Here is a 13499-nt window from a genome sequence, read left to right on the forward strand (position 1 = left end):
CGCAATGCACGGCCACCTCAGGACGACGAGATACACTGAACGACTCTGACGAAACGGAACACCATCTAAATGGCACGCAGCCGCGCCAGTGACTACGACGACAAGCGACGGGCAATCCTCAACCGTTCGGCGGAACTGTTCTCCGAGCACGGCTACGACCGTGCCTCGATGAACAGGATCGCCGACGCGTGCGGCGTGTCGAAGGCGAATCTCTATCACTACTACAAGGACAAGGAAGAACTGCTGTTCGACGTCATCCGCTTTCACCTCGAGGAACTGCTCGAGACGGTGGAGGCTGCGGACCGGCCCGGCGATGCACCGGAAGCACGCCTGCGCGGCCTCGCGGGCGCGCTGCTCGAGGCCTATCGCGACGCCGACGCGCAGCACAATGTGCAGATCAACAGCATGCGTTTCCTCCCGGACGACCGCCAGACCGAACTCAAGGGCATGGAGCGTGAGCTCGTGCGCATCTTCTCCGACGCGGTCGCCGGCGTCGCGCCGCAGCTCAAGGGCACGAAGATGCTGAAGCCCGTGACCATGTCGCTGTTCGGCATGCTCAACTGGCACTACCTCTGGTTCAAGAGCGGTGGCGAGGTCACCCGCGCCGACTATGCCGACCTCGTCACCCGTCTGATTGCTGACGGCACGCGCGAGCTGCGCGCGCCGGCGACCTCCGCCAGCCGGCGCACCGCTGCGGCGGAATGATGATGTTCACCTCCAACCACAGAGTGCTGCCATGAAACTCGAAAGCTTCGTCCGCGGACACTGGGCGGCTCCCGGCCGCGACCTCATCGATATTCGCAGCGCCGTGACCGGCGACGTGGTGGCGGACGCCAATGTCGGCGGCCTCGACATGGCCGAGATCCTGAACTACGCGCGCAGCGTCGGCGGGCCGGCGCTGCGGCGGCTCACCTTCCACCAGCGCGCCGACCTCCTCAAGCGCCTCGCCCAATACCTCACCGAGCGCAAGGACGAACTCTACAAGCTGTCGTTCCAGACCGGCGCGACGCGCACCGACAACATGATCGACATCGACGGTGGCATCGGCACGCTGTTCGTCTATGCCAGCAAGGGCCGCCGCGAACTCCCCAACAGCACCTTCCTGCTCGACGGCGCCGTCGAGCCATTGGGCAAGACCGGTGCTTTCGCCGGCCAGCACATCGTGACCTCGCTGCAGGGCGTCGCCGTCCACATCAACGCCTTCAACTTCCCGTGCTGGGGCCTGCTGGAGAAATTCGCCCCCGCGCTGCTCGCCGGCGTGCCGGTGGTCACCAAGCCGGCGACGGTGACCGCGTATGTGGCGCATGCGCTGGTCCGCATGATCCAGGCCTCCGGCATCCTCCCCGGCGGCGCGCTGCAGTTCGTCGTCGGCCCGACCGGCGACCTGTTCGACCACCTGACCTGCCAGGACGCGGTGTCGTTCACGGGCTCGGCGGCAACCTCCGAGATGCTGCAGCGCCATCCGGTGATCGCGCGCGAGGCGGTACGCTTCGTCGCCGAACGAGACTCACTCAACGCCGCCATCCTCGCGCCGGATGCGGCCCCCGGCACGCCCGAGTTCGACCTCTTCATCAAGGAGGTTGCGAAGGAGATGACGGTCAAGGCCGGCCAGAAGTGCACGGCGATCCGCCGCGCGCTGGCGCCGGCTGGCCATGTTTCCGCTGTGATCGACGCCCTGCGCGAGCGCCTCGCCAAGATCCAGATCGGCAACCCCGAGCTGGAGACGGTGCGGATGGGCCCGGTGGTCGGCCAGTCGCAGCGCCGCGACGTGCTCGCCCATGTGGCGAAGCTGCGCCAGGAGGCGGAGCTGGTCGCCGGCGATCCCGACAACTTCGCGGTCGAGGGGGCGGACAAGGTGCGCGGCGCCTTCATCCCGCCGCTGCTGCTGCATTGCGCCGACCCGGTGCGCGCGCAGGCCGTGCATTCCGTCGAGGCGTTCGGCCCGGTCGCGACCGTGATGGGCTATGACGGCCTCGACCAGGCGATCACCCTTGCCAATCGCGGCGGCGGCAGCCTTGTCGCCTCCGTCTACACCCACGATCCGCGCGTCGCCTCCGACCTCGTGTTCGGCATCGGCGCATTCCACGGCCGCCTGGTGCTGATCGATCGCGACTGCGCCAAGGAGCAGACCGGCCACGGCTCGCCAATGCCGCACATGGTGCATGGCGGCCCCGGCCGCGCCGGCGGCGGCGAAGAGCTCGGCGGTGTGCGCAGCCTCAGCCACTACATGCAGCGCACCGCGCTGCAGGGTTCGCCGCGGATGCTGACCGGCGTCACCGGCAGCTGGATCAAGGGCGCGCCGCAGGTTACGCAGGAGCGACATCCGTTCCGCTACCATTTCGAGGATCTTGCTATCGGCCAGACCTTCATCTCGAAGGACCGCACCGTCACCCTCGACGACATCGAGCATTTCGCCCACTTCACTGGCGACACCTTCTATGCCCACATGGACGAGGAGGCGACCAGGGGCCATCCGTTCTTCCCCGGACGCGTCGCCCATGGCTATCTCCTGCTGTCGTTCGCCGCCGGCCTGTTCGTCGATCCCGATCCGGGCCCGGTGCTCGCCAATTACGGCCTCGACTCGCTGCGCTTCCTCAAGCCGATCCAGCCAGGCGAAGCTATCCGTGTGCGGCTCACCGCCAAGGACAAGTCGCCGCGCAACAAGCAGTATGGCGAGGTGCGCTGGGACGTCGAGATCACGACCGACAAGGGCGAGACGGCGGCGACCTACGAGCTGCTGACCATGAACGCGGTGCGCCCGCAGGCGTAACCCTCACACCGCTGCCGGCCTATGGGCCGGCCGCGGCCCCCATCCACGGCCCGACCCCACGACAACAAGAACAATGGAGGAAGCAGATGATTACTGTCACCGTGATGTATCCCGCCGGCAGCGACGCGACGTTCGACCACGACTACTATCTGCAGAAACACATTCCGCTGGTGCGGGAGCGCTGGACGCCCTACGGCCTCAAGAGTGCACAGGTGCTGCGCGGCGCCGGCAAGCCCGACGGCAGCGCCGCCGACTACCAGATGATGGCGCTGCTGACCTTCGGCTCGCTCGACGACTTCAAGGCCGCCGGCAAGGCCCATGGCCGCGAGATCTTCGCCGACATCCCGAAGTTCACGAACACCCAGGCCGTGGTGCAGATCAACAACGTGGTGGAATAGCGCCGCTGCGATTCCTCCTCATCCTGAGGAGCGGCACTCTGCGCCGCGTCTCGAAGGATGAGGCCGAGGCCTGATTTCACTTGCCAAGCTTCACTTGGCCTCGAAGCGCCTCACACCCTCTGCGTCATTGCCGGACTTGATCCGGCAATCCAGCTTGCTCACAGTGGCGCGGAGTGTTTGAAGCTGGATCACCGGGTCACGGCGCTCCGCGCCGGCCCGGTGATGACGCCGAAGATGTGGAACGACTCCGGCGTCACGACGAACCCCGACGTGGCGTTCGGCAAAATCGCCTGAACATCATTTGGAAGGAGCTGGCAGGATGACCGCCTTGGAATCTCCCTCTCTTCAGACCCCATCCACCGTGGTCGGTACCAACGCAGCCGCCCTCGTCCGCGACTTCTCGCTGCAGCGCCTGCCCGATTCATTCTACGACGATCCCTACCCGACCTATCGCGCGCTGCAGGACCTCGATCCGGTCCACCGCATGCCGGACGGCTCGCTGTTCCTGACCCGCCACCGCGATCTCGAGGCGATCTACAAGGACACCACGCGCTACAGCTCCGACAAGAAGGTGGAGTTCGCGCCGAAGTACGGCACGTCGTCCCTGCTGTTCCAGCACCACACCACCAGCCTCGTGTTCAATGATCCGCCGCTGCACACCCGCGTCCGTCGGCTGATCGCGGGAGCGCTCAACCCGCGCGCCATCGCCGAGATGGAGCCGGCGCTGGTCGCGCTGGTCGACAAGCTGCTCGACCGCATGCAGGCGAAGGGCGAGGCCGACCTCGTCGAGGACTTTGCTTCCGCGATCCCCGTCGAGGTGATCGGCAATCTTCTGGCGGTGCCGCATGCCGACCGCGATCCGCTGCGTGGCTGGTCGCTCGCGATCCTCGGCGCGCTGGAGCCGGTGCTGTCGCCGCAGATGCAGCAGACCGGCGAGCAGGCCGTTGCCGACTTCCTCGCCTATCTCCGCGATCTCGTCGCCGACCGCCGGCAGAATCCTGGCAATCCCGAACATGACGTGCTCACCCGCCTGATCCAGGGCGAGGCCAGCGGTGAGCGGCTCAGCGAGATCGAGTTGCTGCAGAACTGCATCTTCATCCTCAACGCCGGCCACGAGACCACTACCAATCTCATCGCCAACGGCCTCGAACTGCTGATGCGATTCCCGGACGAGCAGCAGCGCCTGCGCGACGATCCCTCGTTGATCAGGACCGCGGTCGAGGAATTCCTGCGCTTCGAGAGCTCCAACCAGATCGGCAACCGCCGCGTGGTGCAGCCCGCCGAGATCGATGGCGTCACCCTGCCGGAAGGCACGCTCGTCACGCTGTGCATCGGCGCCGCCAACCGCGATCCCGAACAGTTCTCCGACCCCGATCGCCTCGATGTCGGCCGCTCGCCCAACCGCCATCTCGCCTTCGCCACCGGCGCCCACGCCTGTGCCGGCCTCGCCCTGGCGCGGCTCGAAGGACGGATCGCGATCGGTCGATTCCTCGCCCGTTTCCCGACCTTCTCCGCCAACGGCCCAGCCCACCGCGCCCGCCGTGCCCGCTTCCGCGGCTTCACCACGCTGCCGGTGCGGCTGGGGTGAACCTGGCCCTCACAGGCAAGACCAAGCTGGATGCGCGGGTCACGCCTGCGCATGACGCAAGATGCGGCGATACGTCGTGAGACGCACTTCGTCAGAAGCGGCCCATCATCGCTTCCACGGGAATGCACGACCACCCGTATTGGCCACCACCCGCAACCAGGAAACGCCCGATGCCCACCTTCGACAAGGCCGCCGCCACCACCCTGCTCCAGACCGTGTTTGCCTCCTGGGTCAGGGATCTCGACCTGTCGATCGAGACCCTTTCGCCCGAAGGCGCGACCTTGCGGATGCGGTTCTTGGACAAGCTCTGCCGCGACAATGGCGTCGTCTGCGGCCAGGCGCTGATGAGCCTCGCCGACACCTCCATGGTATTCGCTGTGTCGGCCGCCGCGGGCGGCTACCTGCCGATGACGACCGTCGACCAGACCATCCATTTCATGCGCCCGGCCATGCGCGCCGATGTGCTGGCGGAAGCGAAGGTGGTGCGGCTCGGCCGCACCATGGCCTATGGCAGCATCACTCTCCATACCGACGGCGATGCCCGCCCGGTCGCGATGGCGCAGACGGCTTACGCACTGATGCGGGATGGGAAGTGAAAGGGCTGCGTCGAGACAGGACGCCGTGAATTAATCCGTCATCCTGAGGTGCGAGCGCAGCGAGCCTCGAAGGATGGACGGCCACATTGCAAGCCGAGCCTCGGCCTTAGCCTGCAACGCTCATTTTTCGGCGTCATCACCGGGCCGGCGCGAAGCGCCGTGACCCGGTGATCCATCTTGAAGACTTCAACAAGAACGAGGCGCCGCAAGCTGGATGCGCGGGTCAAGCCCGCGCATGACGATGGTGGATGTCGAAGCGCAGCGTCCATTGCGGCGCACCGGCGCGCCCCTCACATCTGGTCGTAATCCACCACCACGCGCTCCGACACCGGATGAGCCTGGCAGGTCAGCACGAAGCCGGCCTTCAGCTCCCACGGCTCCAGCGAGTAGTTGACGTCCATCTGCACCTCGCCCTCGACGATCTTGGCGCGGCAGGTGCTGCACATGCCGCCCTTGCAGGCGTAGGGCAGGTCCATGCCGGCGCGCAGCGCGGCGTCGAGGATGGCTTCGCCGTCCGCCACCGGCACATCCTTGCGCTTGCCGTCGACGATCAGCGCAGCCACCGCCTTCGGCGGCGCTTCCGGCGCGATCACGGGCTTGGGCCGCGGCTTGCCGCCGAACTCGGAGACGAAGCGCTCGACATGCACCCGCTCCCGCGCGATGCCGAGGCCGTGGCAGGCCGCCTCGATCTCCTCGCTCATGGCGACCGGACCGCAGATGAAGACATGATCGACACTTGCCGCCGGCACCATGGCACGCAGCAGCACCTCGACCTTGGCGCGGTCGAGCCGGCCATGCAGGATCGGCAGGTCCTGCTCCTCCTGCGACAGCACATGGAACACAGAGAGGCGGCCCATGAAACGGTCCTTCAACTCTTCCAGCGCCTCGCGGAACAGAATGCCGTTGGTGGCGCGGTTGCCGTAGAACAGGAAGAAGCGGCTGTTTGGCTCGCGCGCCAGGATGCCGCGCACGATGGAGAGGATCGGCGTGATGCCGGAGCCGGCGGCGAAGCCGACATGGACACGGGCCTCGCCCGGCGCATGAGCGACGCCGAAGCGGCCGGTCGGCGTCATCACGTCGAGCTCATCGCCGCTCTTGAGTTCCTCGATGGCATAGGACGAGAACGCGCCGCCGTCGACGCGCTTCACTGCGATGCGCAGCTCATGATCATCGGGCCCCGAGCAGATCGAGTAGGAGCGCCGGACTTCATCGCCGTCCATTGTGGTGCGCAACGTGAGGTACTGACCCGGCGCGAACGCGTAGTCGGCGGAGAGCTCATCCGGAATGGCAAAGGTCATCGAGACCGCGTCAGCGGTTTCGCGGCGCAGGTCACGGACGGCGAGACGGTGGAATTTCGGTGCATGGGACATCGGCTACCTACCTCGTATCGACTGTCGTTTCTTTCGTCATGGCCGGGCAGCGCGATCCGTCTTCGACGGATCGCTAGGACTAAGGTCTCCCGGCCATCCACGTCTTTCCTGTTGAAGCAACGTGAAGACGTGGATGCCCGCGACAAGCGCGGGCATGACGAATTAATGGCACTTGAAGTAATCGAACGGCTCGCGGCAGCTCTTGCAGCGCCACAGCGCCTTGCACGACGTCGAGCCGAATTCGGACAGAACCTCGGTGTCGGTCGAGCCGCACTGCGGGCAGGCTACCTGCTGCTCGCCGAACAGCGCGCGGCGGCCGCCACCGGCCTGCGGCGGTGCGATGCCGTAGGCCTTGAGCTTGGCGCGGCCCTCCTCGCTCATCCAGTCGGTGGTCCAGGCCGGCGACAACACCGTGTTGATCTTGGCGTTGCGAATGCCGGCCTTTGCCAGCGCGACCTCGATCTCCAGCGCGATCATGTTCATGGCCGGACAGCCGGAATAGGTCGGCGTGATCGACACCTCGACGGCATCGTCGTGAACAATCACGTCGCGCAGCACACCGAGATCGGCGATCGTCAGCACTGGAATCTCCGGATCGACCACGCGCGCCGCCGCGTCCCAGGCGATCTGGCGCAGGCTGGCAGCATGGTCGGCCGCGTTCACCATGTGGCGTTCGGAAACGTGCGCTGCATCGACTGCAGTTCGCTGAGGAGATGTCCCAGATGCTCGCTGTGGCTGCCGGAGCGGCCGCCTTTCTGCATCCAGCTTCCGGTCGGCAGCTTCAGCGTGGCGGTGCCGATCACCCCGGCGACCGTCTGCTCCCAGCGCGTGCGCAGGGTCTCGGGATCAATCGCGATGCCGCTGGCGATCAGTCCAGCGTCGCTATCGTCGGCGTGGAACAGTTCGCCCGTGAACGCCCAGAGATCATCGACCGCGGTCTGCGCACGGCGATGGCTTTCCTCGGTGCCGTCGCCGAGACGGATCACCCATTCCGAAGCGTGGCGCAGGTGATAGGCGCTTTCCTTCTCGGACTTGGCGGCGATCGCCGCCAGCGTCGCGTCCTTCGAGGCCATCATGGCGCGCCAGTAGGGATCGGCGAAGGCGGAGTAGAACAGCTGGCGCACGATGGTACGGGCGAAATCGCCGTTCGGCTGCTCGACCAGCAGCAGGTTGCGATACTGCCTGACGTCGCGCAGGTAAGCGAGCTTGTCCTCGTCGTTGCCGGCGTTCTCGACCTCGGCGGCATAGGTGTAGAGCTCGCGCGCCTGGCCGATCAGGTCGAGGCCCATATTGGCGAGCGCCATGTCCTCTTCCAGCATCGGCGCATGACCGCACCACTCCGACAGGCGATGGCCGAGGATCAGCGCATCATCGGCGCGGCGCAACGCGTAGAGCACCAGCGGGCTTTCTGTGACGAAAATGGAGGCGGCAGCCATGGAAGATCCCTGTGCGTTGTATGATCACCGTAGCTCGGATGAGCGCAGCTCGATGCTCAACTCTGCCTCATCCTGAGGAGCCCGCGAAGCGGGCGTCTCGAAGGATGGCTGTAAAGCGATACCGGGCCTCATGGTTCGAGACGGCGCTTGCGCGCCTCCTCACCATGAGGGTCTCGTTCGCAAGATCACATGTGCCCGACTTCGTCTGGCACGTCGTAGAAGGTCGGGTGGCGATAGATCTTGGACATCGCCGGCTCGAACATCATGTCCTTCTCGGCGGGATCGGACGCGATGATGGCGTTCGACGGCACCACCCAGATCGACAGACCTTCGCCGCGGCGGGTGTAGATGTCGCGCGCCGCCTGCAACGCCAGCGTCGCATCGGTCGCGTGCAGCGAACCGACATGCTTGTGGGCAAGGCCGTTGCGGCTGCGGATGAACACTTCCCAGAGCTGGATATTCTGCACGGTCATCGGTGTTTCCTCCCTCACGCGGCCACGGCTGCGGCGGCTTTGCGGGCGCGCTGCTTCTCGGCATAGGCGAGCGCGGCCTCGCGCACCCAGGCCCCCTCGTCGTGGGCCTTGCGCCGCGCCGCCATGCGATCGCGGTTGCACGGACCGTTGCCCGACAGCACCTCCCGGAATTCATCCCAGTCGATGGTGCCGTAATCCCAATGGCCCGTCGCCTCGTTCCACTTCAGATCCGGGTCCGGCATGGTCAGACCGAGGTACTGCGCCTGCGGCACGGTGGCGTCGACGAACTTCTGGCGCAACTCGTCGTTGGAGAAGCGCTTGATCTTCCAGCGCGTCGACTGATCGCCGTGCTGGCTGTGCTGGTCCGGCGGGCCGAACATCATCAGACACGGCCACCACCAGCGATCGAGTGCGTTCTGCGCCATCGCCTTCTGGTCCGCGGTGCCGCGCGACAACGTCAGCATGATCTCGTAGCCCTGGCGCTGATGGAACGACTCTTCCTTGCAGACGCGGATCATCGCGCGCGCATAGGGGCCGTAGGAGCAGCGGCACAGCGGGATCTGGTTCATGATCGCCGCGCCATCGACGAGCCAGCCGATCGCGCCGATATCGGCCCAGGTCAGGGTCGGATAATTGAAGATCGAGGAATACTTGGCCTTGCCGCTGAGCATCTGGTCGACCAGCTCTTCGCGCGAGGTGCCGAGCGTCTCGGCCGCGGCGTAGAGATAGAGGCCATGGCCGCACTCGTCCTGCACCTTGGCCAGCAGCGCGGCCTTGCGGCGCAGCGTCGGCGCGCGGGTGATCCAGTTGCCCTCCGGCAGCATGCCGACGATCTCGGAATGGGCGTGCTGGGAAATCTGCCGCGTCAACGTCTTGCGATAGGCCGCGGGCATCCAGTCATTGGGTTCGATGCGCTCTTCGGCATCGATGCGGGCCTGGAACGCGGCCGACTTGGCGGCGTCTTCAACGTGGCGGTCATCGCTCTGCGGCGCATTCAGCGCTTGCGTGTACATGGCCGTCTTCTCCCTGGAGGCAGTCTTAATATATGACAAAAATTTCTACATGCAATCTATTTCTGTAACATATCGGCGAACCGCCGCCGCAACTCCGCGCCTGGCGGTGGCAGCGGACCGGCGGGGCTTTCGCCATGGGAATCCAGCCATTTTTCCGACGGCCCGAGCAGCGCGCGGTAGAGCCGGGCGCACAGTGCGCGCGCCTCGGCCGCGGGCCACGCGGCCGGCAGCAGTTCCCCCGGCAGTAGCGGATCGTGCAGGATCACTCGCCGGTACTGGTGGATCAGCAGCACCCGCGCCAGCATTGCGTCCGACGGCGCCAACGCGTCCTGCGCCGCGATCCAGGCGTCGAGCGGCGCGAACGTCGCCGTGAACGCGCGATAGGACTCAGCCATGCGGTCCAGCGCCCAGCTCGCGCTGATCAGACGCCGCCCCATGTCGCCGGCGGCTGCGACATCGAGGCGGATCGCGCTCGCCGCGGCGGACGGCACCGCGACGCCGTTCGGCGCCACCCACACCCCCGGCAGCGGATTGCCGAAGCCGGCTTCGGTCAGTGCCGCGCGGGCGCTATCGCGATCGGAACCGTTCTCGATCAGCAGCAGCTCGAAACGGCCGGCCGCGTCGGAAACATGAGGATTGTAGAGATGCTCGATCGCCGCCTCGAACCGCTCACGCCCGGTCGGCGCCAGGCGATAGAAGCTCTTGCGGCCGACCTTGTCGCGATCGAACCAGCCATCGGCCGCGAGGCGCGACACCGCGGTCCGCACCACGCCGCCGTCGATCTCCAGGAGCTCCAGAAACTGCAGCAGCGTTCCCAGCCACACCGACCCGCCGCGCGGCAGGATCGCGTCGCCATGGAAGGTGATGATGAGCGAGCCGGTGCGCGAGGGTTCGCGCTTGAACTGGCTGACGATGCGGGCGAGCGGATGAGAGGCCATGCGTCCCGCTATATTCCACGGTTCGCCCACCCCTGTCATCAGGGGCAGCGACCGCTCGCGGGCCGTTACCGCCGCTGGTTGTAGACGTCCAGGCAGACGGCGCCGAGCAGCACCAGCCCCTTGATGACCTGCTGGTAGTCGATGCCGATCCCGAGGATCGACATGCCGTTGTTCATCACCCCCATGATCAGCGCGCCGATCACCGCCCCGGCGACCCGGCCGACACCGCCATAGGCGGACGCCCCGCCGATGAAGCAGGCGGCGATGACGTCAAGCTCGAAGCCGAGACCCGCCTTGGGCGTCGCCGTGTTGAGGCGGGCCGCGAATACCAGCCCGGCGAGCGCGGCGAGCACGCCCATGTTGACGAAGGTCAGGAAGGTCAGACGCTCGGTCTTGATGCCGGACAGCTTGGCCGCCTTCTCGTTGCCGCCGACGGCATAGATCTGCCGGCCAATGGTGGTACGCGCGGTGACGAAGCCATAGAGCGCGATCAGCGCGATCATGATCACCAGCACGTTCGGCAGGCCGCGATGGGAGGCGATCAGATAGGTAAAATAGAGGACCACGCCGAACAGAATGGCGTTTTTGAGCACGAAGAACCCGGCGGGCTCGACGTCGACGCCGTGGCTGGCGCGACGGGCGCGAGTCTTGACGCTGACATAGACGAGGCCCAGCGCCAGCACCGCGCCGATCAGCAGGGACGTCGGATACAATGCGCCAGCGGCAGGGAACAGCTCCGGAATGAAGCCGGAAGACAGCTTCTGGAATGTCGGCGAGAACGGCCCGACGGATTGCCCCTGCAGCACCGCGAGCGCCAGCCCCTTGAACACCAGCATGCCGGCCAGGGTGACGATGAAGGACGGAATCTTGAAATAGGCCACCCAGTAGCCCTGCGCCGCGCCGATCAGCGCGCCGAGCACCAGGCAGATGATCGTCGCCGGGATGAAGTGCATGCCATAGCGCACCATCAGCACGGCCGCGATCGCGCCGACGAAGCCGGACACCGAGCCCACCGACAGATCGATATGCCCGGTGACGATCACCAGCAGCATGCCCAGCGCCATGATCACGATGTAGCTGTTCTGCAGCACGAGGTTGGTGAGGTTGAGTGGCCGCAGCAGCGTGCCGTCGGTGACCACCTCGAAGAATGCCATGATCGCAAACAGCGACAACAGCATGCCATACTCGCGCAGGTTCGCCTTGATGAAGCCGGTGTGCTTGCGCGCTTCGGGAAGCGCCACGGTCTTGTCGCTCATGAATGGACCTCCACCGGGAATTCGTCGCCGCCGTCCTGCGCCCGCTCCCTCACACCCGGATCGACCAGACGCTCGCTCCGGCGCACGATGGCGCGCATGATCCGTTCCTGCGTCGCGTCGGCGCGATCGAACTCGCCGACAAAGCTTCCCTCGTTCATGACGCAGATGCGATCGCAGATGCCGAGCAGCTCCGGCATCTCCGACGAGATCATGATCACCGCCTTGCCGGCATCGGCAAGGTCGTTGATGATGCAGTAAATCTCGTACTTGGCGCCGATATCGATGCCGCGGGTCGGCTCGTCGAGGATCAGGATGTCCGGATTCGTGAACAGCCACTTCGACAGCACGACCTTCTGCTGGTTGCCGCCGGAGAGATGGCCCGACGCCTGATAAACATCGGCGCAGCGGATGCGCAGGCGATTGCGGTGCTCATTGGCGACCTGCAATTCCTTGAGATCGTCGATGATACGACCGGTCGCGACGCCGTCGAGATTGGCGAGCGTGATGTTCTTGCGGACATCGTCAGCGAGCAGCAACCCCAGCTGCTTGCGATCTTCGGTGACATAGGCAAGGCCGGCATCGATCGCCCGGCTGACGGTCGACAGATCGACCTCGCGACCGTGCAACAGGGCGCGCCCGGTGATCCCGCGCCCCCACGACCGGCCGAACAGGCTCATCGCGAACTCGGTGCGGCCGGCGCCCATCAGGCCGGCGATGCCGACAATCTCGCCGCGGCGCACCTGGAAATCGACGTTGCGGATGACCTGCCGCTCGGCATGCTGGGGATGATAGACCGACCAGTTCTCGACCCTGAACACCGGCTCGCCGATGTTCGGCTGCCGCTTCGGATAGCGATGCTCGAGGTCGCGGTCGACCATCTTGCGAATGATGCGGTCTTCCTCGATCTCGCCGGCGCGACAATCCAGGGTGTCGACTGTGCGGCCATCGCGCAGCACCGTGATGCGGTCGGCGACGCGCGATACCTCGTTGAGCTTGTGGGAAATCAGCACCGCCGACATGCCCTGGTCGCGAAACTCCACCAGCAGGTCCAGCAGCGCCGCGCTGTCGCTCTCGTTGAGGCTCGCCGTCGGCTCGTCGAGGATCAGCAGGCGAACCTCCTTGGACAGCGCCTTGGCGATCTCGACCAGTTGCTGCTTGCCGACGCCAATGTCGGTGACGAGGGTGTCCGGGGCCTCGTTGAGGCCGACCTTGGCCAGCAGCCGCCGCGCACGTGCATCGACCTCGTCGCGGTCGATCACCCCGAAGCGCGACGGTGGATTGGCGATGAAGATGTTTTCCGCGATCGACAGCAGCGGGATCAGCGCCAGTTCCTGATGAATGATGATGATGCCGAGCGCCTCGGAATCGTTGATGTCGCGAAACCGCCGCTCCTCGCCGTCATAAACGATGCTGCCATCGTAGCTGCCGTGCGGATAGACGCCGCTCAGCACCTTCATCAGCGTCGACTTGCCAGCGCCGTTTTCGCCGACCAGCGCATGGATCTCGCCAGGTCTCACCGTGAAACTGACGTCGCTCAGCGCCTTCACGCCGGCGAAGGCCTTGCCGATCCCGCGCATCTCCAGCAGGTTGGTCATGACGGCTCCCCTGTTCAGGGCTTGGAGCGAGCGCTTTGAGCCACCCTGGCCGGGCGTCCCCGGCCA

At 65.9% G+C, this 13499-nt stretch carries 13 protein-coding genes; 5 read left to right on the top strand and 8 right to left on the bottom strand.

Annotation, left to right across the window (positions count from 1 at the left end):
- Window positions 1-69: 69 nt before the first annotated feature.
- From JQ639_RS22445 to JQ639_RS22465, 5 genes are all read left to right on the top strand, one after another.
- Complete coding sequence (locus tag JQ639_RS22445) at window positions 70-705, top strand: TetR/AcrR family transcriptional regulator (RefSeq protein ID WP_211968467.1); 636 nt, start codon at window positions 70-72, stop codon at window positions 703-705.
- Between the two features lie 31 nt (window positions 706-736).
- On the top strand, window positions 737-2770 hold the full coding sequence (gene paaZ, locus JQ639_RS22450) for a phenylacetic acid degradation bifunctional protein PaaZ (RefSeq protein WP_211968468.1): 2034 nt from the start codon (window positions 737-739) through the stop codon (window positions 2768-2770).
- Between the two features lie 86 nt (window positions 2771-2856).
- Window positions 2857-3168 (top strand): EthD family reductase, encoded by a 312-nt coding sequence (locus JQ639_RS22455; protein WP_211968469.1) that lies wholly within the window; start codon window positions 2857-2859, stop codon window positions 3166-3168.
- A 319-nt stretch (window positions 3169-3487) separates the two neighbouring features.
- Complete coding sequence (locus JQ639_RS22460; RefSeq protein ID WP_211968470.1) at window positions 3488-4756, top strand: cytochrome P450; 1269 nt, start codon at window positions 3488-3490, stop codon at window positions 4754-4756.
- Window positions 4757-4926: 170 nt separating this feature from the next.
- Window positions 4927-5352 carry a PaaI family thioesterase gene (locus JQ639_RS22465; RefSeq protein ID WP_211968471.1) on the top strand — a complete coding sequence of 142 codons (426 nt, stop codon included), beginning with the start codon at window positions 4927-4929 and terminating at the stop codon, window positions 5350-5352.
- A gap of 290 nt (window positions 5353-5642) precedes the next feature.
- On the opposite strand, the gene paaE is transcribed toward JQ639_RS22465, so the two are convergent.
- The 8 genes from paaE to mmsA form a co-directional block, all read right to left on the bottom strand.
- Window positions 5643-6722: a 1,2-phenylacetyl-CoA epoxidase subunit PaaE gene (gene paaE / locus JQ639_RS22470; protein ID WP_211968472.1), complete on the bottom strand. Its 1080-nt coding sequence runs from the start codon at window positions 6720-6722 to the stop codon at window positions 5643-5645.
- A 162-nt stretch (window positions 6723-6884) separates the two neighbouring features.
- Window positions 6885-7388 (bottom strand): 1,2-phenylacetyl-CoA epoxidase subunit PaaD, encoded by a 504-nt coding sequence (gene paaD / locus JQ639_RS22475; RefSeq protein ID WP_211968473.1) that lies wholly within the window; start codon window positions 7386-7388, stop codon window positions 6885-6887.
- Window positions 7382-8158 (bottom strand): 1,2-phenylacetyl-CoA epoxidase subunit PaaC, encoded by a 777-nt coding sequence (paaC, locus tag JQ639_RS22480; protein WP_211968474.1) that lies wholly within the window; start codon window positions 8156-8158, stop codon window positions 7382-7384. The genes paaD and paaC overlap by 7 nt, the downstream gene beginning before the upstream one ends.
- A 185-nt stretch (window positions 8159-8343) precedes the next feature.
- Entirely contained in the window at window positions 8344-8631 is a 288-nt protein-coding gene (paaB, locus tag JQ639_RS22485; RefSeq protein ID WP_211968475.1) for a 1,2-phenylacetyl-CoA epoxidase subunit PaaB, read from the bottom strand.
- A 14-nt stretch (window positions 8632-8645) separates the two neighbouring features.
- Window positions 8646-9644: a 1,2-phenylacetyl-CoA epoxidase subunit PaaA gene (paaA, locus tag JQ639_RS22490; RefSeq protein WP_211968476.1), complete on the bottom strand. Its 999-nt coding sequence runs from the start codon at window positions 9642-9644 to the stop codon at window positions 8646-8648.
- A 56-nt stretch (window positions 9645-9700) separates the two neighbouring features.
- Window positions 9701-10582: a phenylacetic acid degradation operon negative regulatory protein PaaX gene (gene paaX / locus JQ639_RS22495; protein WP_211968477.1), complete on the bottom strand. Its 882-nt coding sequence runs from the start codon at window positions 10580-10582 to the stop codon at window positions 9701-9703.
- A gap of 65 nt (window positions 10583-10647) precedes the next feature.
- Complete coding sequence (mmsB, locus tag JQ639_RS22500; protein WP_211968478.1) at window positions 10648-11838, bottom strand: multiple monosaccharide ABC transporter permease; 1191 nt, start codon at window positions 11836-11838, stop codon at window positions 10648-10650.
- Entirely contained in the window at window positions 11835-13433 is a 1599-nt protein-coding gene (mmsA, locus tag JQ639_RS22505) for a multiple monosaccharide ABC transporter ATP-binding protein (RefSeq protein ID WP_211968479.1), read from the bottom strand. The genes mmsB and mmsA overlap by 4 nt, the downstream gene beginning before the upstream one ends.
- Between the last annotated feature and the right edge of the window lie 66 nt (window positions 13434-13499).

Source organism: Bradyrhizobium sp. U87765 SZCCT0048, assembly GCF_018131225.1.
Classification (GTDB): Bacteria; Pseudomonadota; Alphaproteobacteria; order Rhizobiales; family Xanthobacteraceae; genus Bradyrhizobium_A.

Excerpts from the sequence above, each read along its gene's own strand:
- mmsA (WP_211968479.1), bottom strand. The coding sequence starts at position 13,433 with ATGACCAACCTGCTGGAGATGCGCGGGATCGGCAAGGCCTTCGCCGGC.
- paaZ (WP_211968468.1), top strand. The coding sequence starts at position 737 with ATGAAACTCGAAAGCTTCGTCCGCGGACACTGGGCGGCTCCCGGCCGC.
- paaC (WP_211968474.1), bottom strand. The coding sequence starts at position 8,158 with ATGGCTGCCGCCTCCATTTTCGTCACAGAAAGCCCGCTGGTGCTCTAC.
- paaE (WP_211968472.1), bottom strand. The coding sequence starts at position 6,722 with ATGTCCCATGCACCGAAATTCCACCGTCTCGCCGTCCGTGACCTGCGC.
- JQ639_RS22465 (WP_211968471.1), top strand. The coding sequence starts at position 4,927 with ATGCCCACCTTCGACAAGGCCGCCGCCACCACCCTGCTCCAGACCGTG.
- paaX (WP_211968477.1), bottom strand. The coding sequence starts at position 10,582 with ATGGCCTCTCATCCGCTCGCCCGCATCGTCAGCCAGTTCAAGCGCGAA.
- paaB (WP_211968475.1), bottom strand. The coding sequence starts at position 8,631 with ATGACCGTGCAGAATATCCAGCTCTGGGAAGTGTTCATCCGCAGCCGC.
- JQ639_RS22455 (WP_211968469.1), top strand. The coding sequence starts at position 2,857 with ATGATTACTGTCACCGTGATGTATCCCGCCGGCAGCGACGCGACGTTC.
- JQ639_RS22460 (WP_211968470.1), top strand. The coding sequence starts at position 3,488 with ATGACCGCCTTGGAATCTCCCTCTCTTCAGACCCCATCCACCGTGGTC.
- JQ639_RS22445 (WP_211968467.1), top strand. The coding sequence starts at position 70 with ATGGCACGCAGCCGCGCCAGTGACTACGACGACAAGCGACGGGCAATC.
- paaD (WP_211968473.1), bottom strand. The coding sequence starts at position 7,388 with ATGGTGAACGCGGCCGACCATGCTGCCAGCCTGCGCCAGATCGCCTGG.
- mmsB (WP_211968478.1), bottom strand. The coding sequence starts at position 11,838 with ATGAGCGACAAGACCGTGGCGCTTCCCGAAGCGCGCAAGCACACCGGC.
- paaA (WP_211968476.1), bottom strand. The coding sequence starts at position 9,644 with ATGTACACGCAAGCGCTGAATGCGCCGCAGAGCGATGACCGCCACGTT.